The following is a 25,708-nucleotide window of genomic DNA, read 5'->3' as shown; positions in this document are numbered from 1 at the left end:
CTCAGGGACAAAATCATTTTAGGAGAAACCCAATAATAGATACCATCATGAACCCAGCTCTCATTTTCTTTATGATCATCGCGCTTTTCCTCCTTTCCGGGATCCGCATTATTTTTGAGTACAAACGCGCCCTCAAATTCCGTTTCGGGAAGTACATCGAGACCCTCAACCCGGGGTTCCGATGGATCATACCCTTGGTGGAGACCATACAGGTTGTTGACATACGGGTGATCACCATCAACATCATCTCCCAGGAAGTGATGACCGAAGACAACGTACCCTGCAGCATAGACGGAGTGGTCTTTTTCCAGATCAAGAACCCCGAAAAGGCGGTATTGGAAGTAGAGGAATTCTCTTTTGCGATTACCCAGCTTTCCCAGGCTGCCCTCAGGGATGTGTGCGGAAAGGTGGAATTAGACACCATCCTGTCAAAACGGGAAGAAATGGGGAAGAACATCAAGAGCATCGTTGAAGGTGAGACCCAACGTTGGGGGATTGAGATCATCGATGTGAAGATCAAGGATATCCAGCTTCCAGAGAATATGAGGCGGATGATGGCCAACCAGGCCGAAGCAGAACGCTCTCGACGGGCCCGAATCATTCTGGCGCAGGCCGAGGAACAGGCCGCAGACATGCTGCTAAAGGCCGGAAAGAAGATCGATCAGTCGCCTTCTGCCATCAAACTGAGGCTGTACCAGACTCTGTCCAATATCGCTGCTGAGAAGAATTCCACCATCCTCTTCCCCTTTCCGGAAGAGGTATTACCCAGGAATACGAAGAAATAATAACTTATCTCAACCAAAAAGCCCTTTAAAACAAAAAGCCCTCCTGCAGGGCTTTTTATACGGAAGCAATCATCAATTGCAGGAGGGCTGCCTTTAATGGATGGTTTGTGTCATGCAATTTCCACCATTTTAGGTTTTAATCTTTTGGCTTCTTCCTTTTTCATCAGTTTGAAGCGCAGGATACCATCATTGTATTTGGCTTTGATTTCATCTTCCAATACATTTTCTGGTAACAACAATGTTCTCAAGAAGGAATTATAGGAAAACTCTTTCCTGGTATAATTCTCTTCCTTGGTTTCTTCGGTATCTTTCTTTTCGGCCCTGATGGTAAGGTAACCGTTTTCGATAGACACTTCAAAATCCTTTTTGCTAAAGCCCGGAGCGGCCAGTTCAATTTCGAAATGGTTGTCGTCCTCTTTGATGTTCAAAGCAGGTTCTCCTTTACGACCATTCCAGAAATTTTCGTTGACTAACCCTTTATTCCAAAATCGATTATCGAAGAAATCTTCCAAGTCGAAGAAATCGGAGGTAATCAGATCGGTAAAAGGGCGAGTCCGATTTTTAAATCTAACAAGTGACATGATCCTGAAATTTAGGTTAAACAATCCGTTCAATATTCGTGCGGGAAGGTACAGCCGAACTTTGCCAATTCCTATGATATTTATCAGCTTGCCATATTTAATCTTCCCTAAAAAACAAGAACGTCAGAGGTAAACGATAAAACGAACTAAGGACATCAATGCATCAGAACCTAGAACATTAAATTCGTATAGATCATACTCTTGAGTTCTTTGGGCAAACCGTCTCGGATATCCTCCATCTCACCCAAAGAAATATATCTTCTCAGGTGGATGAAAGTAATGTCAATATACCGTTCGGCCAGTTCATCTTCGTATCCAAAATCATTGACAGCTGCTACTCCATCCTTTTCGCGGACGAGTTCTACGAACTCTTCCATGCGTCTCACCTTGGGTTTCTCTTTCTTAAGAGTCCAGCCATTGACATAGACTGCTTTCATAAACATGGGCATTTGAGCCACTAACTGGAGTGATTCATGAGGGGTAATAATCTCACGCAAGGCATGCATGATGGCGGAAAAAATCCTGCCGGCTTTCTCTGTGTCATCTCCCAGGTTCATTTCTTTGGCGTACGCCTTTATAAACGTATTGCCTTCTTTCGCGTATTTGTTAAAATCAAGTGCCATGGCGGTACATTTTGTGTTGGTAAAGAAGTTCCGGACAAATCCTGAAATTTCAAATGATATTTATCATGTAATCAGAAGTTCAATGGCTATCTCAATTTAATTTAACTACCTGATAAAGATCATTTTATTGTCCGTTTGCCAGGTATATATTTATTGTCTTATCAGACACTTTAAATCCTTCTTGAGATGAAACGGATCCTCTTACCGACCGATTTTTCCCCTACCGCCCGGAATGCCATAGAATACGCTCTGGCCATGTTTGAAAAGGAGTCCTGTACCTTTTACCTACTTCACACCTATACCCCGGCTATCTATCGCGTCGACTACCTTCTTGGGGGGGCCGCCATCAGTGCTCTTCCCGATGCTGAGGTCGGCCGATCTGCGGAGGGGCTGGACAAGACCCTGTCCGAGATGAAAAAAATGTCCAAAAACCCGGAACACCGATTTGAGATCGTTTCGGCCTTTAACATCCTAAGTCATGAGATAAACGAACTGACGGAAAGCAAAAAGATCGACCTGGTGATCATGGGCACCAAAGGAGCAACGGGAGCCAAAGAAGTATTTATTGGCAGCAATACGGTATATGTTCTTAGAAAAGCTTCGATTCCTGTTCTGGTAGTCCCAGATAAGGTCGCATATTCACCAATTAAGGAGATACTTTTCCCAACCAACTACCTGTCGAGGTATAAGAAATTTGAAATTCAGCACATACTGAACCTGGCCACTTCCGAAGATGCAATGGTTACTGTACTTCACGTTAAGGAAACCCCTGAATTATCGGAAGAACAGCTCGCAAACAAGGCGTATTTGGACAAACTTCTGGAAAACACTGCTCATACCTTTATTGAGCTGCAGGATACCCGTATGCCCTATGCGGTCATCGAGTACCTGGAAAAGGAATCTTTCGACCTTTTGGCCATGATGAATAAGAAACACAACCTTTTGGAACAGATCTTCAGCAAACAAAATGTAGACCATGTGGGCTACCACATAAAGATCCCCTTTCTGTCGGTCAGAGATACTTCCGAATTCGGCAGTAGAGAGGAATGGTCTGAATTTGGATTAAATTGGGGTGATCTCAGTGAACTGCAAAAAAGGTAAATCAAAATAGAGGCTACAGGATAGAATGCAAATCATTTTGCCAGGAGAATCAAACCATAACCCGGATAAGACCGCCATTATAATAGTCCCGCCGTCGCTCTGATCATAAAGCTTACATCCGGAGCCATGGTCCCTGCTACCCCAGTTTCAAGAACCTAAGCAACTGGGTCCATCCCGGAAAATCTGTGCGATTTATTCAGGTCAGATTTTGTATTCCGCCCAGTGAGTGAGGTCCTTGCCTAGCCTTTCCAAAGTTTCCATGGGGCCCTGTAAGAAGGGGTCAAATACTTGTTGCTTTCCGGGTCACCCTTAATTCGGCCTTCTGCCGGGTCCCAATTCAATTTCTTGCCGCTGCGGTGGGCTATATTGCCAAGATGAGCAACCAGAGCGGCGTCCCTGCCCATTTCTATGGTACAATTCGGATCTTTCCGGCTAAGGATGCATTTATAAAAATTCTCAGTATGCTGGTCCAGGCCGTTAATCCGACTTCTTCTGGGGGGCAGGACTTCCATAAGATATCTTCCGTCTTCCTGGAAAGGGATCACCTTCCAGCTCGCCCGGTTCACTGCCAAAATTCCGTTTTCTCCTATAAATGCCACCCCGGGCTCTCCAGACTCTTCCAGATAGGGAGAGGTGCCCATGGCGATAAACTGCTCCCAGACGAGGGTAAAATGGCCGTAATCATACACGGTCGTCAGGGTATCCGGGGTCTCAGCCGCACTATCGGGGAAGGCGAGTTTCCCCCCGAGAGCCATTACGGATTTTGGACTGCTGACCTCCATACCGGCCAGGACCATATCCAGCATATGCACCCCCCAGTCCGTCATGAGTCCGCCTGCGTAATCCCAAAAATACCTGAAGGAACCGTGGAACCTGTTGGGATTAAAAGGTCGACTCGGAGCCGGTCCCAACCAGCGATCGTAGTCCACCCCTTCCGGGGGATCGCTGTCCGGCACTACTTCAAATCCCTTTCCGTAATTTACGTTGGCCCAGGCTTTCACCTGCCTGACCCGTCCCAGCACCCCTGTCTTGAGATAAGCCAGAGCCTCTATCCAGTGGGGATCACTCCGCTGCCACTGACCCACCTGCACCACCCTCTTGTATTTGCGGGCAGCTTCAACCATCAGGTTTGCCTCCGTAATGCTGTTGGCGATGGGTTTTTCCACATACACATCCTTCCCTGCCGCACAGGCATCTGTCATCTGAATACAATGCCAATGATCCGGGGTCCCGATAATGACGGCATCCAGGTTCTTCAATTTTAAGAGCTCCCTGTGGTCTTTGTAGGTCTTGGGCCTCTTTCCGCTGCCGAGTTCCAACTCATCCGCCCTGCGTTCCAGCAAGACTGCATCTATGTCGCAGAGGGCAACACAAAAAGTTCCTGGATTTTTGAGAAAGGACGTAAGATTGGCCCACCCCATACCGCGTACGCCTATGAGTCCGACCCGTACAACTTCATCCGAGGCCGCTGATTCCCTGGCCTCGAGACGTGAAATGGGTAAAGTAGTAGCCAGAGCTGCAACCCCCAGGTCCTTTATGAAGGATCTCCTATTTTTCATACTTACAGGAATTTAGCCTATAAAGTAGTCAATTTCGGAGAATTCACCGCTTCCTTTCCCGGAAGAAATGGCGTGCTTAAATAGCTATCTCAAGCAGAACAGGGCAATGGTCAGAGCCGTGATGCTCCGGGAGGATCTCCACCTTCTTCACCTTGTCCAACAGGGCTTCACTGAGCAGGAAATAATCGATACGCCAGCCCACATTCCGCTCCCTGGCCTTAAAGCGGTAGCTCCAATAGGTATAGGCCACTATATCAGGGTGAAAATGCCTAAATACATCCACCAAACCGGCATTTGTAAAGGCGTCCATGCCATCGATCTCTACCTGGGTGTATCCGGCCGTCTTGTTGTAGTTGGATTTGTCGTTCTTCAGGTCGATCGGTCGGTGCGCCACGTTAAAATCGCCGCACACGATGACCGGTTTTATCTTTTCCTTCTCCTTGATGAAACTCAGGAAGTCAGCGTCCCATTTTTCCCGGTAGTCCAGCCTGTCCAGCTGCTGTCCGGAATTGGGTACATATACATTTATCAGGTAAAATGCCGGGTACTCCGAAGTAATGATCCTGCCCTCTTGATCGTGTTCTTGGACCCCCATATCAAAACTGTGTTCCTCGTGTTTTACCTTAGACAGGATGGCCGTTCCGGAATACCCCTTCTGGGCTGCTTCATTGGCAATGATCTCATAACCCTCCAGGGGCTTCAATGCTTTTTCCACCTCTTCCCCCGTTGCCTTGGTCTCCTGCAGGCAGATCACATCGGCACTCATCGTTTGCAGAGAACTGAAAAAGTCCTTTTTAACGATGGCCCTGATACCGTTTACATTCCATGTAATGATCCTCACTTGTTTGTCATTTTAGTTCAACTTGCACCCATCAATAGCATAATCGGGTTCATTGTGCCTTGAACGCCCCAAGGGCCTTAAAGCTCTCTCCGCACCTCTCCACAGGTCAGCATGGCATCCCCGTAATACGGATTCCGGATCTCCCGTTGCCAGCTTAGCCATTGGGCCCCTTTGTCCTGGTTGGCCATAGGGCAATATTGCACGTATACCGGCTGCTCCTTGTCCTCGAGTTCCATAGCGATCATAATCATTTGTTCAGACAGGATCACAAAATGCCTTCTCTGGCCTTCCAGGTCTGAACTCCCGGCCAAAGCATCCAGTTTGTTTTCCAGCTTTTTCATAAAGGACCTCGCATCTTCAGCGGTCACTTTCATCAGGGCCGAGAGGTTTTTTTGGAGCATTCCGGCATATTCCTTGACCTTTTCCGAATCCGATTTTACAAGGGCGTCCTTTAGTTTCATATAAGTTTCCAAAAGGGTCATTGCTTCCGACTGCGAAGCTTCCGTAAGAAGGCTGTGGGCCTTTCCGGATCCTCCGGTCATTGCCCCGTGATCATGACCCATCGTGGTCGTCCCACCCGCGTCATTCATCATGGATTTCTTTCCCTGCAATTGGGCTGCAGCATCTATGGTGAAGGTTCCATTGACCACGATCTCATCCCCTTCTCCTATCCCGGACACTACTCCGTAGAAATCCCCGTTACGGTTGCCCAGGGTCACTTCTCTCATCTCAAAGACAGGCTCAAAGGGGTCTGTTTTTACATAGACCAGGGACCTCTCCCCCGTCCAGAGTACTGCTGTGGCAGGTATCATTATCTCCTTTTCCGTCCTGGCAATCCTTCCGCTTATCTTTCCTTTCACGAACATACCGGGTTTCAGGGACCCATCCGCATTGTTCAAGGTGGTCCTGACCGTCACGGTCCGGGTCTTTGAATCCAGAACCGGGTCGATAAAGGAGATGGTCGCAGGGATTTCGCGGTTGGGGTAGGCAGTAGAGGCCACCTTCATATCCTGCCCCAAGGCAAACCTGGAAATCTGACTTTCGTAAGCGTCAAAATCGGCCCAGACGGTATTTAGGTTACTGACCTTTAAGATAGGCTGCCCCTGCTTTATGTAATCCCCTTCAGCGGCCAGTTTTTCGGAAACAGTGCCTGAAACGGTCGCGTATACGGGAAAATTTTCCCGTACACTGCCTGAAGACTCAATGGCATTGATCTGTTCTTCGGTCAGTTTCCACAATTTTAGTTTATTGCGTACAGCCGAATACAGTGCGGGTTGTGTCTCTTTTAGGGAGGCGGCCGTGATCAGTTCCTGCTGTGCGGCAATCAGACCGGGCGCATAGAGCGTGGCCAGCAACTGACCTTTCCTCACTACCTGCCCGGGGAAGTCGACATAGAGCTTTTCAATACGGCCATCGAAATAACTCGCCTGAATGGCTGTTGCATCTTCGTTCATTTTGATCTTTCCGGAGAGGGTGACAACCCCGTCTTCCACCTCCGTCTTACTGCCGACTACCATGGTTTGGATATTGGCCAGGGCCATGGCATTTTTCGTCATTTTAACCTCATTCAGGCCCACATCAGCCCCCTCGGTATCGGCCGGGATCAGGTCCATCCCGCATATGGGGCATTGACCGGGTTCGGCTTGTCTGATCTGCGGATGCATGGAGCAGGTCCACACCTCTGTGGTAGGCATGCCTTCTTCATGGACGTGGTCCGCATCCGTATTCATCCCGGTCTGACCTCCGAAGATCAGATATCCGGCACCTAAACCGATCAATACGGCTACACCTGCATAGATTATAGTTTTCTTCATCGCACTAAATTTTAAGTCTTATTTTTCCCATAGTGGGAGAACTCAGATAAAAAAGGATAAAACCGCTCAGGACGGTGATCAGGCCCATGAGGGAAAACCCCCTGAGGAGTATGGTATTGAAATCATCCCGGCCCTGATAATCCATCGTATGGGTCATCCAGAGGAAGTCGAACCAGCGCCAGTCGCGGTACCTGACCGTCTGAAAAGCCCCGTCTTCAATAGAAATATAGGCCTTTACCTCCTTGGGAGAATCATAGGAGATCACATAAGCCGGCAAGGGTTTTTCACGGTATTCGTCATGAGGACCCACTTCTTGGATCCGTTCAATGGCCTTTACTTTCAGTTCTGGCGACATGTTTGCACCCGCAATTTGCAATGCTTCTTCTTCGGTGATCCCTGTTCTCTTCAAACCGCTCCGGGCATCCATTAAGTAGCTGTCGTTGATCCAATAATAGGGCTTACCCCCAATATCTCTTAACTCCAGGGATGAAATCCCCTCCAGATGAGTATCAGACAGAGGGTGAATGAGGTTTTCGAAAGAGGTTGAAACCGGATCCCCTATTCTGAAATGGTCACCGTGGATCTCATCGATGTCTGTCCAGCTGAAATAGATCCCGCTAATGGTCCACATCAGGAACTGCAGACCCAGGAACACCCCCAGATAGCGGTGCGCCTTTCTAAATGTACGTATGGTCTTTCGCGATGTCTTCATGGTTAATCCAGGTTTTTGGCCCTTAACCGCAGGGCATTAGCAATTACAGAAACAGAACTGAAACTCATGGCAACCGCTGCGATCATGGGAGATAGCAGCACTCCGAGAAAAGGGTACAACACCCCTGCCGCGATTGGTACACCCAGGGTATTGTAAATAAGGGCGAAGAACAGATTCTGCCTGATGTTCTTCATCACAGCATGACTCAGATTCCGGGCCCTGACGATCCCCTGCAGATCGCCTTTTACCAGGGTAATCGCTGCACTTTCTATAGCCACATCCGTTCCCGTGCCCATGGCAATCCCCACGTCACTCTTAGCAAGGGCAGGCGCATCGTTGATACCGTCCCCAGCCATAGCCACTTTTCTTCCTTCGGATTGCAAACGTTCCACTTCCTTGAGTTTATCTTCCGGGAGCATGCCGGCCCTGAAATCGGAGAGTTCCAGTTCAGCTGCCACCGCCTGAGCCGTACGTTGATTGTCTCCCGTGAGCATAATCACCTCTATGCCCTTTTCCTTCAATTCCCTTATGGCCTTTGCGCTACTGGCCTTTACCTTGTCTCCGAGAACCACATACCCGATGACCTTTCCGTCTGCAGACAGGTAGGAGACCGTTTTGCCAGCGTCCTGAAATTCCCTGACTTTGGTTTCGATCTCATCAGATACAGGCGTTTTCGCGTATTCCATCATCTTGTGGTTACCCAGAGCGAGTCGCTGGCCGTCAATAACCCCTTCCACCCCTTTACCGGTGACCGCATTGAATTTTTCGACCTCCCTGAACTCTGCATTCTTTTCCTTCCCGTATTTGACCGTGGCCTCGGCCAGGGGGTGTTCACTATTCCTGTTGAGGGAAACCACCAGGGAGAGAACCTCAGCCTCACCGAAAGTATCCTCAAAGGATCCTACCGTATCCACAGTAGGTTTTCCCTCCGTGATCGTTCCAGTCTTGTCTACGATCAGGGTGTCCACCCTGTTCATTTTTTCAAGTGCCTCCGCATTTCGGATCAATACCCCGTTCTGGGCTCCCTTGCCCACTCCCACCATAACGGACATAGGGGTGGCGAGTCCCAAGGCACAGGGGCAGGCAATGATCAGCACCGCTATGGCATTCACAAGGGCGTAGACGTAAGCCGGATCGGGTCCCCATATGGCCCAGATGATAAAGGTGATGACCGCCACAAGGACCACAATGGGGACAAAATAGGCGGAGACCGTATCGGCCAGTTTCTGTATGGGAGCCCGACTCCTGCTCGCCTGATTGACCATATCGATGATCTGGGAGAGAAGGGTATCGCTGCCTACTTTTTCGGCCTTCATCAGAAAGGACTGATTCCCGTTGATGGTACCGCTGCTTACGGTATCCCCTTCCTCCTTGTTCACCGGAATGGGTTCTCCGGTAATCATGGATTCATCTACAGAGCTCTGTCCTTTGGTGATCGTCCCATCGACAGGGATCTTATCCCCGGGTTTTACCCTGAGGATGTCGCCGATCTCAATATCCTCTATGCGGACCTCCACCTCTTCCCCGTCCACGATCTTGACCGCCTTGTTAGGGGCGAGCTTCAGGAGTTCCTTTACGGCAGAATTGGTCTTGCTATGTGCCCGGGCTTCGAGTACCTGCCCCATCAGGACAAGAGTAAGGATAACGGTGGCAGCTTCAAAATACACGTGCACAGTCCCGTATTCGGTCTTGAACTGTTCCGGGAAGAAATCCGGGAAGATCATCCCGAATACACTGAATATCCATGCGATCCCCGCACCTATGCCAATGAGGGTAAACATATTGAGATTCCAGGTCTTTACACTGCGATAGGCCCTTTCAAAGAACATCCAGGTGGCATAAAATACCACGGGGAGGGAAAGGGCGAATTGCACCCAGTTCCAGTATTTCTGGTGCATGAGATCATAGAGAGGATTCTCGTCCATCATTTCGCTCATTGCGATCAGGAAGATGGGAAGGGTGAACGCCACGGCCCACCAGAGTTTTTTCCGCAAGGCTCGATAGCTTTTTTCCTCTGCAGTAAGGTCGGGTTCCTTGGGTACAAGCTCCATTCCACAGATCGGACAGCTCCCGGGTTCATCCTTTACCACTTCCGGATGCATGGGACAGGTCCACTGCTCCCCTGAGGCATTTCCGGACAGCCCTTGTTCTTCCACCAGGTCCATCCCGCATACCGGACAATCCCCGGGAGAATCGTATGTCTTATCCCCTTCACACCGCATAGGGCAATAGAAGGTGCCTGATCCTTTCCCCTGTGAGGCTTTTGGTTTGTCCTTTTCCTTTTGCACGGATTCACCCTCCTTGTGGATGCGGTATCTCCCCCCATCTTCTTCCAGGACCTCCTTAAACCGGTTTAGAGGCACATGGGAAGACATGGTGATCCTGGCCTCTTTTTTATCGAGATCCACGGACACCGTAGAAACTCCCTCCACTTCAGAGAGGAGCTCTTCTACGTGCTTCCTGCATCCCTGGCAGGTCATTCCGTGTATGTTGTAGGTGTGCTCCATGATTTATCGCTTAATAACCTCGGTCACCTTGCCGCAGGTCAGCATTTTATCCCCGTAATACGGATTTCTGATCTCCTCCTTGTCGGAGATCCAGTATCCCCCCTTCCCTTCGAAGGCCATGGGACAATATTGCTGGTAGATCTCTCCATCCCTTAAAGCCTCTCTGAAAAGAGGATCCAGTGAGGCCGTCAGCTCCGAGAATAAGGCCCTCTGAACTTCCAGTTCTTTTGTGGAGGCGATGGACTTCGCGGTCGGGGTCAGACCGTCCTCTTCCTCCCCCAGGGTTTCTGAAAGCAAAGCTGCTGCCTTTTGGGCACTCTCCCCATCAGAAGCGACCAGGGCAGCCCTCAATTGCTGGTATTCCTCAAATGCACGGTCTAACCGGTCAGAGGAGAAAGAGGCATCCGCCATCCCGGAGGAGGATTGGAGTTCCGTGCCACTGCCTATTTCCGGAGCGGCATCTTTTTTCTCTTCTTTACAGGAGAGGGCCACAGACAATAAGATACTTAAAATGATTCCAGCTTTTTTCATGATTATTGAATTAGATAATTGATGATTGAACTTTGTGTGTAATAGTTTTTGGTGGCTTCGATCCTTTCCAACTGGATCTTTAGCTGTAATTCCTGCAGGTCGAGGATATCCCGAAAATCGATGGTCCCCGTTTCATAGCTTTTGGAAAGGATGGTCTCTGCATCCTTTGCCTGGTTAAGGTTCTTTCCTTGTATATCGTAGGAGATCCTGGCCTGGTCTCTTGCCGATTTAGCACGGGCCAGGGCTGATTTCAGGGTATTGAGGCGGTCCTGTCTCTGATACTGTATCTCCTCCTTCCTCAAGGCATTCTGGAGGGAAACCGATTTATATCGATTGTTAAAGATCGGAATGGAGACCGACACCATAGGCATGATCACATCCTTCCCCGTATCCGGAATTTGCAGGTCTTTCCTTTCGGATACCGGCACGTAATCCAGGCCGATTCCCAGGTCCGGGGCACTTTCCTTCTGATTGAGGGCCTCGGATTGCATGACGGATTCGAACAAACGGTCGTATTTGAGCAATACGGGATTGAGCTCGAGTCGGCCAAATGATTGCACAGGGTCTTCTTCTGGCAATGCCAACTCGTCAACCACCTCAACGGCCAGGGTCTCCTTCTGGTTCCTCAGGTAATTGAATTGAGCCTGCTCTGCCCGATCCGCTTCCTGTAATATCCTTTTCTGTTGCCTGAGCTCATTCTGACGTATCTGTAGCCTGAGCACATCCACTGCTGAGGCCTGAGCCACCTCAACGGATCTCAGCGCCAGTTCCTCATAAGTAGCCAACAACCTGATATTGGCATCCAGGACCTTCTGTTTAGCCCGTATGGCATAGAGTTCATAATACGACCTTGCCACGGAAAGGGCCAGGTCGCGCTTGGCAATGGCTATTTCCATGTATTCGGCCTCTGCCATGGAACTGGCATAGTTCTCCCTGGCGGTTATGGTACCGAACCAGGGAAGCATCTGGTTGACCGAGAACCTGGCCCTCTGGGCACCGGTACGCGTTTCCGGTTCACTGGCAAAATAGCCTACGCCAAAACTGGTGTTGGGCAGGGTGTTCACTTCATTGATCTTTTCTTTGGCAATGCTGTACCTCAATTCAGAAGCCTGGATCATCGGATTGTTGGCCTCGGCTTCCCGGATGTAGGATTGCAGATCCTGTGCACGAATGCCTGAAATGAATAAAAGCATCGACAGACATAATTGATATCTCAGCCTCTTCATGGGTTTAGTCGTTTTAGTTGTAATTCCTTTCTCCAGCTGTACAGCACGGGTACGATAAAATAGGAGGTAATATCAATGACCATCCCCCCGAAAATGGGGATCGCCATAGGGATCATGATGTCGCTGCCCTTCCCGGAGGAAGTCATCACAGGGAGCAGGGCCAGGATGGTGGTGACCGTGGTCATCAAACATGGCCTGATGCGCTTTTCAGCGGCTTCCAGAGTAGAGCGCCTTATCCCGATCTTGTCCTTTGGCTCCTCCTGGTCAAAGGTCTGGGTCAGATACGTGGCCATGACCACCCCATCATCCGTGGCAATACCAAAAAGGGCGATGAATCCTACCCAAACAGCCACGCTGAGATTGATGGTCTTCATGTTGAAAAGATCCCGCAAATTTTGTCCGAACAGCTCGAAATTCAGGAACCAGCCCTGGCCGTAGAGCCAAATCATGATAAAACCCCCGGCAAAAGCCACGGCGATCCCCGTGAAGACCATCATGGATGTGGAAACGGACCTGAATTGGAAATAGAGGATCAGGAAGATGATGATGAGGCACAGAGGTACCACGACCGAAAGGGTCTTCTCTGCTCTCAATTGATTTTCATAGGTCCCCGTAAACCGGTAGCTGATCCCCTCAGGCACCACCAGTTCACCTTTTTCGATCTTTTCTCTCAGGAAGGATTGTGCATTTTCTACCACATCCACCTCGGCAAATCCATCGAGCTTGTCGAATAGCACATAGCCCACCAGGAAGCTGTCCTCGCTCTTGATCTCCTGTGGACCTTTCTCATATCGTATATCTACCAGTTCTCCAAGGGGAACGGGACTGCCCTTTTCTACGGGCACATAGATCTTCTTCAGGTCTTCAGGGCTGTCCCGCAATTCCCTGGGGTACCTCACACGGATGGCATAACGCTCGCGTCCCTCCACGGTCCGGGTTAGGGGCATGCCTCCCACGGCCACCTGCAGTATCTCCTGCACGTCCATCACCGTGATCCCATAACGGGCAAGTTGCTCGCGCTTTATGTCGATAAGAAGGTAGGGTTTCCCTACGATTCGGTCCGCAAAAACGGCTTCCTGCTTTACCCCTTTTACCTGTTTCAGCTGAGATTCGAGCTGCAGGCCGAACTGTTCGATCTCCAGCAGGTCCTTTCCCTTGACCTTGATCCCCATGGGAGCCCGCATCCCGGTCTGTAACATAACCAGGCGGGTTTCTATAGGTTGCAACTTCGGTGCCGAGGTCACGCCAGGCAGGCGCGTGACCCTCACGATCTCATCCCAGATATCACCGGGGTTCCTTATCTCGGGCCTCCAGTTGCGGTAATACTCTCCCCCTTTGTCCGGGATCAGTTCCTCCCGGGTAGCACTCCGCTGAAATTTCGACAGGTCGATACTGGTCTCGTCTACCTCTGTGAGGTTCGGATTCCAAACCAAATTGCCATTGTTCAGCAAGAACAACCCCTCATCGTTTACCCGGTAACGCTGGCGTTCGCCTTTGGCGTTTCGCATGTATTCGGGTTTGTATTGGATGACGTTTTCATACATGGATAAAGGAGCAGGATCCAAAGCCGATTCTGCACGCCCGGATTTGCCGACGACCGTCTCGATCTCGGGGATGGAGGCTACCGCCATATCCAGTTGTTGCAGGACCCTCCTGTTCTCTTCTACACCGGCATGCGGAAGGGAAGTGGGCATAAGTAGAAACGTCCCCTCGTCCAGGGATGGCATAAATTCCTTCCCGGTATTGACCATGATCAGTGTCCCAAGGGTAAGGACGATAGCCGGTATCGAGAGGAAGAGTAACCTGTTCGCCAGGGCCCATGTTAGGATCCTGGAGTAATAGTTTTTAAAGAGGGCGAAGATCCCAAGGAGACCGAAACAAATGAGGGCAACGAAAATAAGGTTTACCGCAATGCTCCTGTTAAAGCCCAGGGGTCTCCAATATTCTGCCAGCAGGAAGACAATACCAACGGAGACCAGGAAGATATTAACCCCATTGGGTGTCAGGTTGAATGGAATTCCCCCAATGGAAAACCGGGGGTTTTTATCCTTCATCTTTCCGAACCAGAGCCCTGCAGCACCGAAGGCGACCAACAGGATACCGAGACCGTATCCCATTGCGATGGAGGCCAGTCCAACCACCACGAGGGCACCGTTCAGGATCTGCCTGAATGGCATTTTGAGGTTCCTCTTTCGAAACACCCATGCCGCAAATGGCGGGATCAGGAAAAGGGCGATCACCAGGGAAGCCGTGAGCGCCATGGTCTTGGTAAAGGCCAGGGGTCTGAACAGTTTGCCCTCTGCCCCTATCATGGTAAAGACCGGCAGGAAACTGATGATGGTGGTCATGACCGCTGTGAGGATGGCGCCGGAAACCTCGGAGGTCGCATTGAACACGATCTCATCCGTACTGTATTCTTTTCCGTCTTCCCCCTGTGTGAGCTGAGGATCCTCCATATGCCGTATCACGTTTTCTGCAAGGATGACCCCCACATCCACCATGGTGCCTATGGCGATGGCGATACCCGAAAGGGCTACAATATTGGCATCCACGTTAAAGAGCTTCATGGCGATGAAGACCATGAGGATCCCCAGGGGAAGAAGTCCGGAGATCAGGATAGAGGCTCTCAGGTTGAAGACCATAATGACGATGACCAGAATCGTGATCAGTACCTCATAGGTGAGTGCCTCATTAAGGGTTCCGAGGGTTTCCTGTATCAGCTCCGTCCGGTCGTAAAAGGGAACGATCGTCACCTTTGAGGTTCTGCCATCGGGCAGAACCTTTGAGGGAAGTCCCGCACTCACTTCGTCTATCTGTCCCTTGACATTCTCTATGACCTCCAGGGGGTTTGCCCCATACCTGGCCACCACGACACCGCCGACTACCTCTGCACCTTCCTTATCGAGTATCCCCCTGCGGGTGGCTGGCCCCAGCGTTACCTTTCCGATATCTTTTACCCGAATGGCCGTAAAGTCCTCGGATCGGACCACCGCGTTTTCCACATCGGCTACCGACTTCACAAAGCCCAGCCCCCTGACGAGGTATTCCGCCTGGTTCATCTCAATGGTCTGGGCCCCGATATCCTGATTGCTCTGGCCTACTGCCCGGGCGATGTCGGCAAGGCTGACGTTGTATTGGCGCATCAATTCAGGGTCCACATCCACCTGGTATTCCTTGACAAACCCGCCTATGGAGGCTACTTCCGAAACCCCGCTCGCTGAGGAAAGGGCATACTTAACGGTAAAATCCTGTATGCTCCTCAATTCCTGCAGGTCCCACCCCCCTGTCACATTCCCATCGGGATCGCGACCTTCCAGGGTATACCAGAAGATCTGCCCCAACCCGGTGGCATCGGGACCCAGGGACGGGGTCACCCCTTCTGGCAGCACCCCCGAGGGAAGGGAATTGAGTTTTTCCAGGATCCGGCTCCGGGACCAGTAGAATTCCACATCCTCCTCAAAGATGATGTAGATGCTGGAATACCCGAACATGGAGGTACTCCGGATGGTCTTCACGCCAGCAATACCCAGGAGGGAACTGGTTAGAGGATAGGTTACCTGGTCCTCGATGTCCTGGGGGGATCGTCCCTCCCATTCGGTAAAGACGATTTGCTGGTTCTCTCCTATGTCGGGAATGGCGTCGACTGCGACCGGATCTGAGGGAAGGATCCCGGTTTTCCAGTTGAAGGGGGCGTTCACTACCCCCCACGAAAGGAACAGGACCAGCAGGATAAACGCTACCAGCTTGTTTTCTATCAGGAACTTAATACTTCTGTTGAGCATGGTTTTTGATCATTAAACTTAGAAATTCCTTGACTCTGGGCATATTAAAATTGCCCGATCCCCTCTTGCAATGACAACAGGGACAGTTTTGGTAAGTTTCAGATCAAATAAGGAAGGTCTGGTCCAGGATCTGGACATCCCGGATCAGGGGAGGCGGAGCATAATCCATGAATGGATCCTGCGCTTCCTCCAAATCGGGTATAAGCAGAAAATAGGTATGTACGAAGGAGACCAGAAAGGTCTGCTGTTCGAAAGAGAGGGTGTCAAATGAAGCCTGGAGGTCATCCTGCCCGGGAATCACCAGGACCACGTCACTGCAGCAATGGGATTCCGCTTTGTCAGAGGCCATCTCCATACCGGCCATCTCCATGCCACAGGAATCTGCTTGCTGATAGAACTTCAGATCTACCAGCGTCTTTCCACAAAAATGCATATCCACGGCAAAAGACATCGTGGAGAACAGGACCATAAAGGCCAGGGCCAGAGCCCCCATTTTGTGTAAAACTGCATGCATACGCCTACAAAACTACAAAATAAATGCATTTATTGCACTGGTTGTGAAAAGTTTAGGAAGCCAGTTCGTATAAAAGAGTCGGAGCGTAGTCCTTTAAAAATCCCAAATCCATACCAGGTGGAAGAGGGTCGCAACAAGGAATGACAAAAGTTACTTTATAAATTTCGAGGTAAAGGTATTCACGAACAGAATATTTCCGATCTCTTCGTATCCCGAGAAGACATCCAGATTGTTTTCTTTTTTGATGTTCCCTTCGTGGAACCCGATCAGGGTGAGATCGGCATCCATGGAATATCCATTGATCAGTTGTTTTCGGTCCATGTCCTCTTCCACAGCGATCACCCGTATATTCTTGGCTGAGATCGGCAGCCTCCCACTGGAGGTGAGCTTGATGAGCTGTTCCTGTTCACGGGCCAGGTGTTCCTTAGGGAAAGTGGCGTAGATCTTGATCTCCCCGTGTTTCCAGTCTGAATGCCCCAATATGATATAAGAGAGAAGGATCATCAGGCTCGCATTCTCATAATCCTCCTTTTGAATCCAGATGTGGATGTCTTTGTGAAAGCCAAAACCCCGGTCTGAACTGGCCAGGATGCAAAGGTCGTAATGGGCTGCCTTCAGGACGCTGTAATTGTCCAGGATATGGCCCAGCCACTCCTTCTCCCCTTTCTTGTATTCAAAGAGCATCATATTATTGGGTTTTCCCGAAATACCCGGTTGTTGAATGGCCTGTACGATTGCGGCCGTGTTGGAGGGTGAGATGATGGTCTCCAGGAAGATGTTGGATTTGCTAGCCGAGGCGATATGGATAAGTTTCTGCAATTTGTCCTCGGCAGCTGCCTTGGATTCCTTGGAAAAAAAGGCCTTTTCGAAATGGATATAAGTCCCGAAGCCATAGCGGTGGGAAATCCATTTCATGAGGTCGAGCGCCCCGTAGCGTTCAAAGGAATCTTTTGAAAGACACAGTACGGCGGGCCTCCAGTCTTCTTCTGACTTGGCCTTGTCCGCTTTTTGAAGGAATACCTGGAGGGTTCGGCTCAACTGGTAGATCACCCCCTGGAAAATACTGGCCATCCCCTTTTTCGAGTCACTTTTGGAAGAGATATAGAAATACAGGCCTATCATGACGAGGATGGCCGCGAAAGCATAGGGCGTATTGATCTTGAACATAAGATAGACACACATCACGGCTCCCAGAAGGGAGAGGTACCACTTCGATTTGAAGGAAGGCCGGTATGCAGGGTCTGCCGCAAAATGCTGGAGGAAGGAGATCAGACAAAGAGAGCCATAGGTGACCATAAAGAACATGGAGATGATCTCTGCCACGGCATTCACATCGCCCATCAAAACGAAGACAAATGCGATGATGCTGGTCAATATGGTGGCGTTGCGGGGTTCGTTGCTTTTATGGCTCCCCCTGGAGACCCAGTGGTTCAGGAACCGATTCGGAAAGACCTTGTCTCCTCCAATAGCCTGTAGCGTCCTTGGGGCGACCATAAAGGAGCCCAGGGCAGACGATATGGTAGCAGCCGCCAGGCCGATAGGGATGATCGGTCCCCAGAGGGCAATCCTGCTCATCACCAGCTGATCGTTGAGCAGGTCCTGCGGAGATGCGGAACTTGCCAGTTTATAGGCAATGAATACGTAAATGATCATTCCGATGATGGTAGCAGACAGGGTACCTACGGGAATCGCTTTTTTGGGATCCCGAAGATCCCCGGAAAGCCCTACTCCGGCTGTCATCCCCGTAAAAGCAGGAAAGATGATCGCGAAAACAAAGAAAAATCCATATCCGGAATCCGACCCTTTAAAAAGTTGTGAGGCATCGAATACCTCGGCATACTCCGTATTGCCCAGGAAGAACAGGACGAGGGAGATCGCCAGGATGGTCACCACTACGTACAGCGCCTTCATCCCCAGGTCTGCTCCCCGGCTTACCATAAGCCAGATAAGTCCGATCATGGCCGGGATACTGAAGAGGCGGTTGTCGTAGAGGATGTAACCCAGCTCGCTTTCCACCCAGGGCTTGATGGCCTCAAAGGCTTCGGCAAAGGCGATGACGTAAAAGGCCACACTGATGGCCTGGGAGAGGTAGAGGGCAATCCCGATGGCCGCTCCTATATTCACCCCGAAGGATCGTGAAATTATAAAATACTCACCTCCTCCTTCTACCTTCTGGTTGGTAGCGATCTCCGCCAGGGCCATGGCCGTGGGGATAGTCACCAGGTGCCCAATGATGATGATGAGCAAGGTGCCGGCAAAACCCACAGAACCAACCGCAAAACCGAAACGCAGGAACATCACGGCTCCCAGGATGGTCGAGATGGCCGTCAGGAATACGGGAAGCGTACCAAAGTTTGCCTTGGTCGCAGAAAGGGATTTATCCATTTGAGATTTCATGGGCGCCCTTTAGAACGTATTGAAGATACTTCAATTTTGTGATTTTTGTCGCCTGTTCTATCAGATTTCCCGCGTATGATAATGAAATCAATGGGGTTGCGGAGGCATCAGACCAACATCTCAGGGAAATTCCGCCAGTGTTTCCTTATTCCCGTTCCGTAATGCCAGGACCAAATTGTTGCTCCTGTGACATATTGTGACATTTATCATTCGTAAATTAAGGGGTAATTCTTATTTTGAGATCGATATGATCCGCAGGCCCGGAATCTGGTAGTCAATTCGATCAAATGGCAGGACGTAAGCATTCCGGCATGATAGAGAATCAAAAGCCCAGGCAGATCCTATCCCATTGCTCAGTAAGTTTGTGTCAAAATTTTTGTAAAGTGCTGCCATAGTCGGCCGCGTATCCTTACTTTGGTAGAATGAAATTCGCCATGCAGGATTTGAACGAACCGCGCAGAACAAACCTTAATCGCTCTTGAATGAAAGTACAGTTTTTTACCAGGGAATATCCTCCTTACGTCTATGGAGGAGCCGGGGTCCACGTGGAATACCTGGCAGCGGAACTCTCCAAACTGATGGAGGTGGATGTCCGCTGTTTCGGTGACCAGGACGAGACCTCCGGCCAGCTCTCCGTAAAGGGTTTCCCTTATGACAGCCCTGACTTCAGCAAAACCGATGACAAGCTGAAAGGGGTATTGCAGACCCTGAATACCTGCGTGCAGTTTAATGCAGAAGAAGTGGATGCAGATATTGTCCATTGCCATACCTGGTACGCCCACTTTGCGGGGATCGTGGCTAAATTGTGTTATGGAAAACCCCTGGTGATCACCATTCATTCCCTGGAACCGCTCAGACCCTGGAAACGGGAACAGCTAGGCCTTGGGTACGATGCCTCTTCTTGGATAGAAAAGACCGCTATTGAGATGGCTGATTCCATCATAGCCGTCTCCGAGGAGACCCGTGAGGACGTCCTGAAATTCTTCGATGTGGATGAGAGCCGGATCTCGGTAATATACAACGGCATCAATTTAAAGGAATACCAGGTCACCGAAGACACCTCGGCCCTGGAGGAGTACGGGGTGGATCCCTCAAAACCCTATGTGCTCTTCGTGGGCAGGATCACCCGTCAGAAGGGGATCATCCACCTGATGAACGCCATCCAATACATAGATCCCGATACACAGGTGGTGCTCTGTGCCGGTGCTCCGGATACTAAAGAAATCGCAAAGGAAATGGAAGAGGGCATTCAGGCCATCAGGAAGACCCGGGATAACGTCATCTGGATAGACAAGATGCTCGACAAAAAATCGGTCATCCAATTATACTCCCATTCCGATGTCTTTTGCTGTCCTTCTATCTACGAGCCTTTCGGGATCATCAACATTGAAGCCATGGCGTGCAAAACAGCGGTGGTGGCTAGTGCCGTGGGAGGCATCAAGGAAGTCGTCGTGCACGGGGAGACCGGAATCCTGGTTCCCCTGGAACAGCAGAAAACGGCCCCTTTCGAACCCGTAGACCCCGATGCTTTTGCGCGTGACCTGGCCGAAGGTATCAACACACTGATCCGGGATGAGAATTTGAGAAACCGAATGGCAGTGAACGGCCGAAAACGCGTGGAAGAGACCTTTGACTGGGAAGCAATCGCCCAGCAGGTCAAAAATTTATATCAAACTTTAATTTGACTCTTATGCTCAATACAAACACACTGGCTATCATACTTGGAGGCGGACAGGGAACGCGATTATATCCGCTTACTGAATCGAGGTCCAAACCAGCCGTACCCATTGCGGGAAAATACCGGCTGGTAGACATACCGATCTCCAACTGCATCAATTCTGAGATCAAACGCATGTTTGTCCTCACCCAGTTCAACTCGGCCTCCCTCAACAAACACATCAAGAATACCTATCACTTCAGTTTCTTCAGTTCGGCTTTCGTGGATATCCTGGCCGCTGAACAGACCATAGGAAATACTACCTGGTACCAGGGAACGGCAGATGCCGTGAGGCAATGTATGCACCATTTCGTACGCCACGATTTTGACTATGCCCTTATTCTGTCAGGGGACCAGCTCTATCAGATGGATTACAACCTCATGCTCGAAGCCCATGTAAAGAGTGGGGCAGCGATCACTATAGGGACCATTCCGGTACACGCGAATGACGCCCCGGCCTTCGGTATCCTCAAAGCAGACGAGGAAAACAACATCACCTCCTTTATCGAGAAACCCGCCACGGAATTGTTGCCCGACTGGACCTCGGATGTGAGCGAGGAAATGAAATCCCAGGGCAGGCATTACCTGGCCTCCATGGGGATCTACGTCTTTAACCGTGACCTCTTGATCGATCTGATGAACGATACTTCCACGGTCGATTTTGGCAAGGAGATCATCCCTCAAAACATTCACAAGCACAAGACCCTGAGCTATCCGTTTGAAGGCTACTGGACGGATATCGGGAACATCTCCTCATTTTTCGAAGCCAACCTGGGCCTGTGCGACGAGATCCCCAAGTTCAACCTGTACGACAAGAATAATCGAATTTTCACCCGTGCCCGCATGCTGCCAACCACAAAGATCAGCGGTACAAAGATGACGAATGCCGTCGTTGCAGATGGCTGCATTATCCACGCCGCCAGCATCGAGCGGTCAATCATTGGTATCCGCACCAGGGTAGGTAAGGATTCCGTGGTGCGCAACTGCTATGTCATGGGTAGTGATTATTACGAAACCCTGAAGGAAATTGAGAATTTCAAGATAGATATCCTGATGGGAATAGGGGAACGATGTCATATCGAGAACGTCATTGTAGACAAGAATTGCCGTATTGGGGATGATGTGACCATCAAAGGGGGCTCCCACCTGGAAGACCAGGAGACAGATACCTATGTTGTCCGGGATGGCATCGTTGTACTGAAAAAAGGGGCAGTGATCCCAAGGGGCACAGTCATCTGATACTTCGGAACTAATCCAGCTACCGAATCAGAAAAGAACAGGGCTCCCTCATCATACCCATGCGAATATTCGCTACCTTAGGGAGTCGTGAAGCTGCAACGCTTTATTTTCATCGCCTTCCTGCTGGCAGGTCTGCTGGACATCTCCGCCCAGGCGGGACCTCCCATGTCCATTGACAGGGTCGGTAACATCCACTTTGATGGGAAAGTAGACGAACCCGAATGGGAAGCCATAGAACCCCTGCCGCTGGTCCAATACGAGCCACGGGCAGGTGAACCTCCCACGGAACGATCTGAGATCCGTCTGGCCTTCGACGATACCTACCTCTACGTTTCTATACGCGCCTTTGAAAGCCACGAAAATGAGATTCGCGCTACTTCCCTTTACCGGGACCGCATCGCGGGGTCGGACCACCTGGAGATACTCCTGGATACCTACAATGACAACCAGACGGGGTACATTTTCACCACCACCCCTACCGGGATACGAAACGATGCGGAAGTATTCAATGATGCCATTGTGAGTACCCTTTCTTCAGGAGGTGCCTTCAACCGGGACTTCAATACCTTCTGGGATGCCGAAAGCGTAATGAGCGACCAGGGATGGACCGCAGAGATGAGGATCCCCTTTACCAGTCTTCGTTTTCAGGAGATTGACGGGCAGGTCACCATGGGGATCATCGTCCAACGCAAGATCGCCCACAAGAACGAACGACTCGTTTTCCCGGCCGTACCGCCGATTACCAACTGGGCCTTTCTGCGCCCTTCCCTGGCCCAAAAAATCGTGTTTACCGGCATACGCCCGAGCAAAACCATCTATGTCACCCCTTATGTGTTGGGGGGCTATGACCGGGGCTTTACACTCAATGAATCGGGAGACGCCTACCTGGAAAACAAGGATACCCAATGGAATGTGGGGGGTGACGTAAAATACTCCATCACCAATAACCTGACGGCCGACTTTACCATCAACACGGATTTTGCCCAGGCCGAAGCCGATGACCAACTGGTGAACCTGACCCGGTTCTCCCTGTTCTTTCCGGAAAAGCGGCAGTTCTTCCAGGAGCGCTCTGCCATCTTTGACTTCCGGACCGGGGGGATCAGCCGACTTTTCTTCAGCAGGCGGATCGGCCTGACCAGTACAGGGGAACAGGTGCCTATCTACGGGGGGATCCGGCTTATAGGTAGGTCGGACGACTGGGATTTCGGCCTGCTCGACATGCAAACCCAGTCCCTGGACACCATCCCCTCAGAGAATTTCGGGGTGCTGCGCGTTCGAAAACGCGTATTCAACCAGAACAGCTTTTTGGGGGCGATGTTTACGAGCAGACTTGATGCAAACGGCGAATCGAACCTGGCCTATGGCCTGGACGGACTGATCCGGGTGGCGGGAGATGACTACCTGACGGTGCAATGGGCCCAGGCCTTTGACAGCCGACTTCCCGAGGGGGCCTCGGACAATTTTAAAAATGGCCGGCTGGCCCTGGAAATGACCCGAAGGCGAAGACAGGGACTGGGGTATACCCTGGGGACCATTTTTTCCGGGGAGAATTACAACCCCGGAGTCGGTTTTGTAGACCGGAGCAATTTCAAATACGTAACCGCCCTCCTCTCCCAGACATGGTTGAACCAGAAGGGGCCTTTTATCTTTCATACCCTCCAACCCTTTGGCAATACCTTTCTGGACAACAGGGAAGATCGGGTGATCTCCTCAGAATACGGTCTGGAATGGGCATTTACCAGGCGGAATCAGGACAGCGGGGGACTGAAGTTTACCAAGGCTTACGAAAGGCTGACCTCGGAATTTAGCCTGGCACAGGGCGTGATACTCCCGGTAGGGCAATACGATTTCTACAGGATAGGCGCACGCTACACCCAGGCTATTGACCGTACCCTGCGCACGGGGATTGAATATGAAACGGGGAGCTTCTACGACGGCTGGTTGCACAGTCTGAGTATCAGCCCCAGCTGGTACCTTTCAAAACACCTCCAGCTCAACCTGGAATACGTCTACAACAACGGCACGTTTGATGCAAGGGATGACCGACTTGATTTCCATATAGCCCGACTCCGGGTAGGGACCGCTTTGGACCGCAAACTTTCCCTTAACGGACTCTTCCAGTACAATGGGGCCCAGGATATTTTTTCCTTCAATGCACGCTTCCGCTACAATTTCCGGGAAGGTCAGGACCTTTGGATCGTGCTGAATTCAGGCTACAACACGGATCGCATGGGCACCTTCCCAACCTTGCCATCGGTAAACAACCAGTCGGTTCTCGTGAAATATATCCATACTTTCATTTTCGGGATCCGGCGTAACCCCTGATTAAGGCTCCGGCCCGATTTTCCTGCCTCTCAAAAAGGTCTGTCTCTGTTGAGAACTGATAAGTATATCGGAGTTAAAATTCTCATGCACTTGGCTTAGATCCATTATTATTTGTGGTCTTCAGCACAATATCCATGAGATTTTTCGTTGGAAATACACAGGCGTACCCCTTTCAAAAAAGACACCTAATCGCCTGTTTTTGAATGTTTTTGCGCATTAGGGACCATACTATAACTGTCCGTTTTTCAGTCGGTTCTGAAAAAAATAAGAAACTTTTCAGGAGTTCTTTAAACTGAGTTGTTTTATATACAAAAGTAAATTCTATTAAAAACCCAAATCTCTTAAAGATGAAACATTTCAGATTGACCAATTTTTTTGCTGCATTTGCAAGTCTGCTGGCCATTTCACTGGTAGGTTGCTCAAAAGACGAAACTCCTTCAGGCGAGGGACGATTGAGTATCAGTGCCAAAGGTACCTTCAGCAGTGCCGGAACCGGTAAATCCGCCTCTGGTAAGAGTATCAACAATGATGTCGAAATCACCGATTTCCGCATGAACCTCAAGGAATTTGAACTGGAATTCGACATGGAAGATCCAGGCGAAGATTACGAAATGGACGAGAATGATGACTGGGATGATGACGGCTATTACGATTTCGAGGATGAGATCGAACTAGCCGGACCTTTCGAACTCGACCTGATGGCGGGACAGATCAACTTTTTGAATGTTACCCTGCCCATGGGTAAATTCGAAGAGCTGGAGTTCAAGTTTGACGAGGGAACGGATCCCACCAGTGATCTTTTCGGTAAATCGGTCCTGATACAGGGAACCGTACAAGGCACCCCTTTTATCTTCTGGCATGATTTTGAGGATGAGGTGGAAGTGGATTTTGAAGATCCTAACTTTGATATTGCCATTTCAGAAACTCCCGAAGGAATTGTGATCGACTTCGATCTGAGCCTGATCTTTGACGGCACGGCCGGAGTAGACCTTACCCAGGCCATGGACGGAAACCAGGACGGGACCATAGAGATCAGCCCTTCTGATCCCGATGGCAACAATGAACTCGCACAAAGCATCCGCAATGCCATCAAGGCTCACATCGACCTGCTGGACGATTAATAAAACCTGATCCCATCGAATTAAGACATCGTTGAGATGTTTTAGGGACGACAAAAAAGCTCGGATTATCCTGTAATTGAGGATAATCCGAGCTTTTTTTTGTGTGGCAGTTTTCTCCAGACATTAGAAAGCTCGATATTAAACAAAAGGCACGAGTCCATGGCGTGCACTCTATTTTAAATGCCAGTTTATTATCTAATGCAGTACTGGATTTAATAGGATTAATTTAGAGGTTTGGATTGGTCTCCCGAATATAAAAATGACGTACTTTTGAGTCATATTTTGAGATTCCATGGGGTTTTTGAAGCTCATCCTGAATCTATTTCTTCTTTG

18 protein-coding genes are annotated in these 25,708 nt (G+C 50.1%); 6 read left to right on the top strand and 12 right to left on the bottom strand.

Annotated elements, in window-relative coordinates:
• Window positions 1–47 precede the first annotated feature (47 nt).
• Window positions 48–785, top strand: coding sequence for a slipin family protein (locus GWK09_RS10160; protein WP_163693282.1), 738 nt, complete (start codon window positions 48–50; stop codon window positions 783–785).
• A 110-nt stretch (window positions 786–895) separates the two neighbouring features.
• Here GWK09_RS10160 and GWK09_RS10155 read toward each other — a convergent pair whose 3' ends face one another.
• Both GWK09_RS10155 and GWK09_RS10150 read right to left on the bottom strand, forming a co-directional pair.
• On the bottom strand, window positions 896–1,366 hold the full coding sequence (locus GWK09_RS10155) for an Hsp20/alpha crystallin family protein (protein ID WP_163693281.1): 471 nt from the start codon (window positions 1,364–1,366) through the stop codon (window positions 896–898).
• Between the two features lie 170 nt (window positions 1,367–1,536).
• Window positions 1,537–1,989 carry a DUF2267 domain-containing protein gene (locus tag GWK09_RS10150; RefSeq protein ID WP_163693280.1) on the bottom strand — a complete coding sequence of 151 codons (453 nt, stop codon included), beginning with the start codon at window positions 1,987–1,989 and terminating at the stop codon, window positions 1,537–1,539.
• A 186-nt stretch (window positions 1,990–2,175) separates the two neighbouring features.
• On the opposite strand from GWK09_RS10150, the gene GWK09_RS10145 reads away from it, so the two are divergent.
• Window positions 2,176–3,090 carry a universal stress protein gene (locus tag GWK09_RS10145; RefSeq protein WP_163693279.1) on the top strand — a complete coding sequence of 305 codons (915 nt, stop codon included), beginning with the start codon at window positions 2,176–2,178 and terminating at the stop codon, window positions 3,088–3,090.
• A 239-nt stretch (window positions 3,091–3,329) separates the two neighbouring features.
• Here GWK09_RS10145 and GWK09_RS10140 read toward each other — a convergent pair whose 3' ends face one another.
• From GWK09_RS10140 to GWK09_RS10095, 10 genes are all read right to left on the bottom strand, one after another.
• The gene (locus tag GWK09_RS10140) at window positions 3,330–4,649 is read right to left on the bottom strand and encodes a Gfo/Idh/MocA family protein (protein WP_163693278.1); all 1,320 of its coding nucleotides are present in this window, start codon (window positions 4,647–4,649) and stop codon (window positions 3,330–3,332) included.
• A gap of 76 nt (window positions 4,650–4,725) precedes the next feature.
• Entirely contained in the window at window positions 4,726–5,490 is a 765-nt protein-coding gene (locus tag GWK09_RS10135) for an exodeoxyribonuclease III (protein WP_163693277.1), read from the bottom strand.
• 77 nt (window positions 5,491–5,567) lie between these two features.
• A complete protein-coding gene (locus GWK09_RS10130; RefSeq protein WP_163693276.1) occupies window positions 5,568–7,304 on the bottom strand; it encodes an efflux RND transporter periplasmic adaptor subunit in 1,737 nt (578 codons plus the stop codon).
• Window positions 7,305–7,308: 4 nt separating this feature from the next.
• The gene (locus GWK09_RS10125) at window positions 7,309–8,016 is read right to left on the bottom strand and encodes a PepSY domain-containing protein (protein ID WP_163693275.1); all 708 of its coding nucleotides are present in this window, start codon (window positions 8,014–8,016) and stop codon (window positions 7,309–7,311) included.
• Between the two features lie 2 nt (window positions 8,017–8,018).
• Window positions 8,019–10,523 carry a heavy metal translocating P-type ATPase gene (locus GWK09_RS10120; RefSeq protein WP_163693274.1) on the bottom strand — a complete coding sequence of 835 codons (2,505 nt, stop codon included), beginning with the start codon at window positions 10,521–10,523 and terminating at the stop codon, window positions 8,019–8,021.
• Window positions 10,524–10,526: 3 nt separating this feature from the next.
• Complete coding sequence (locus tag GWK09_RS10115) at window positions 10,527–11,054, bottom strand: DUF3347 domain-containing protein (RefSeq protein WP_163693273.1); 528 nt, start codon at window positions 11,052–11,054, stop codon at window positions 10,527–10,529.
• A gap of 2 nt (window positions 11,055–11,056) precedes the next feature.
• Entirely contained in the window at window positions 11,057–12,280 is a 1,224-nt protein-coding gene (locus tag GWK09_RS10110) for a TolC family protein (RefSeq protein ID WP_163693272.1), read from the bottom strand.
• Window positions 12,277–16,062, bottom strand: coding sequence for an efflux RND transporter permease subunit (locus tag GWK09_RS10105; RefSeq protein WP_163693271.1), 3,786 nt, complete (start codon window positions 16,060–16,062; stop codon window positions 12,277–12,279). The genes GWK09_RS10110 and GWK09_RS10105 overlap by 4 nt, the downstream gene beginning before the upstream one ends.
• Window positions 16,063–16,165: 103 nt before the next feature.
• On the bottom strand, window positions 16,166–16,576 hold the full coding sequence (locus GWK09_RS10100; RefSeq protein ID WP_163693270.1) for an HYC_CC_PP family protein: 411 nt from the start codon (window positions 16,574–16,576) through the stop codon (window positions 16,166–16,168).
• A 150-nt stretch (window positions 16,577–16,726) separates the two neighbouring features.
• Window positions 16,727–18,973, bottom strand: a complete 2,247-nt coding sequence (locus GWK09_RS10095) for an APC family permease (RefSeq protein WP_204260422.1) — start codon at window positions 18,971–18,973, stop codon at window positions 16,727–16,729.
• A 482-nt stretch (window positions 18,974–19,455) separates the two neighbouring features.
• On the opposite strand from GWK09_RS10095, the gene glgA reads away from it, so the two are divergent.
• The 4 genes from glgA (at window position 19,456) to GWK09_RS10075 (ending at window position 25,375) form a co-directional block, all read left to right on the top strand.
• The gene (gene glgA, locus GWK09_RS10090; RefSeq protein ID WP_163693269.1) at window positions 19,456–20,658 is read left to right on the top strand and encodes a glycogen synthase; all 1,203 of its coding nucleotides are present in this window, start codon (window positions 19,456–19,458) and stop codon (window positions 20,656–20,658) included.
• 5 nt (window positions 20,659–20,663) lie between these two features.
• Complete coding sequence (locus GWK09_RS10085) at window positions 20,664–21,929, top strand: glucose-1-phosphate adenylyltransferase (protein ID WP_163693268.1); 1,266 nt, start codon at window positions 20,664–20,666, stop codon at window positions 21,927–21,929.
• An 87-nt stretch (window positions 21,930–22,016) separates the two neighbouring features.
• The gene (locus GWK09_RS10080; protein WP_163693267.1) at window positions 22,017–24,254 is read left to right on the top strand and encodes a carbohydrate binding family 9 domain-containing protein; all 2,238 of its coding nucleotides are present in this window, start codon (window positions 22,017–22,019) and stop codon (window positions 24,252–24,254) included.
• A 347-nt stretch (window positions 24,255–24,601) separates the two neighbouring features.
• A complete protein-coding gene (locus GWK09_RS10075; protein ID WP_163693266.1) occupies window positions 24,602–25,375 on the top strand; it encodes a hypothetical protein in 774 nt (257 codons plus the stop codon).
• Window positions 25,376–25,708 lie beyond the last annotated feature (333 nt).

The organism is Muriicola jejuensis (assembly GCF_010671595.1).
GTDB lineage: Bacteria > Bacteroidota > Bacteroidia > Flavobacteriales > Flavobacteriaceae > Muriicola > Muriicola jejuensis.
The sequence above is the reverse complement of the archived record's forward strand: the minus strand, read 5'-3'. Positions and strand labels throughout refer to the sequence as shown.

Bases quoted from the DNA above. Each gene is read 5' to 3' on its own strand.
- GWK09_RS10160 (WP_163693282.1), top strand. From the start codon at position 48: ATGAACCCAGCTCTCATTTTCTTTATGATCATCGCGCTTTTCCTCCTT.
- GWK09_RS10155 (WP_163693281.1), bottom strand. From the start codon at position 1,366: ATGTCACTTGTTAGATTTAAAAATCGGACTCGCCCTTTTACCGATCTG.
- GWK09_RS10150 (WP_163693280.1), bottom strand. From the start codon at position 1,989: ATGGCACTTGATTTTAACAAATACGCGAAAGAAGGCAATACGTTTATA.
- GWK09_RS10145 (WP_163693279.1), top strand. From the start codon at position 2,176: ATGAAACGGATCCTCTTACCGACCGATTTTTCCCCTACCGCCCGGAAT.
- GWK09_RS10140 (WP_163693278.1), bottom strand. From the start codon at position 4,649: ATGAAAAATAGGAGATCCTTCATAAAGGACCTGGGGGTTGCAGCTCTG.
- GWK09_RS10130 (WP_163693276.1), bottom strand. From the start codon at position 7,304: ATGAAGAAAACTATAATCTATGCAGGTGTAGCCGTATTGATCGGTTTA.
- GWK09_RS10125 (WP_163693275.1), bottom strand. From the start codon at position 8,016: ATGAAGACATCGCGAAAGACCATACGTACATTTAGAAAGGCGCACCGC.
- GWK09_RS10120 (WP_163693274.1), bottom strand. From the start codon at position 10,523: ATGGAGCACACCTACAACATACACGGAATGACCTGCCAGGGATGCAGG.
- GWK09_RS10115 (WP_163693273.1), bottom strand. From the start codon at position 11,054: ATGAAAAAAGCTGGAATCATTTTAAGTATCTTATTGTCTGTGGCCCTC.
- GWK09_RS10110 (WP_163693272.1), bottom strand. From the start codon at position 12,280: ATGAAGAGGCTGAGATATCAATTATGTCTGTCGATGCTTTTATTCATT.
- GWK09_RS10105 (WP_163693271.1), bottom strand. From the start codon at position 16,062: ATGCTCAACAGAAGTATTAAGTTCCTGATAGAAAACAAGCTGGTAGCG.
- GWK09_RS10100 (WP_163693270.1), bottom strand. From the start codon at position 16,576: ATGCATGCAGTTTTACACAAAATGGGGGCTCTGGCCCTGGCCTTTATG.
- GWK09_RS10095 (WP_204260422.1), bottom strand. From the start codon at position 18,973: ATGAAATCTCAAATGGATAAATCCCTTTCTGCGACCAAGGCAAACTTT.
- glgA (WP_163693269.1), top strand. From the start codon at position 19,456: ATGAAAGTACAGTTTTTTACCAGGGAATATCCTCCTTACGTCTATGGA.
- GWK09_RS10085 (WP_163693268.1), top strand. From the start codon at position 20,664: ATGCTCAATACAAACACACTGGCTATCATACTTGGAGGCGGACAGGGA.
- GWK09_RS10075 (WP_163693266.1), top strand. From the start codon at position 24,602: ATGAAACATTTCAGATTGACCAATTTTTTTGCTGCATTTGCAAGTCTG.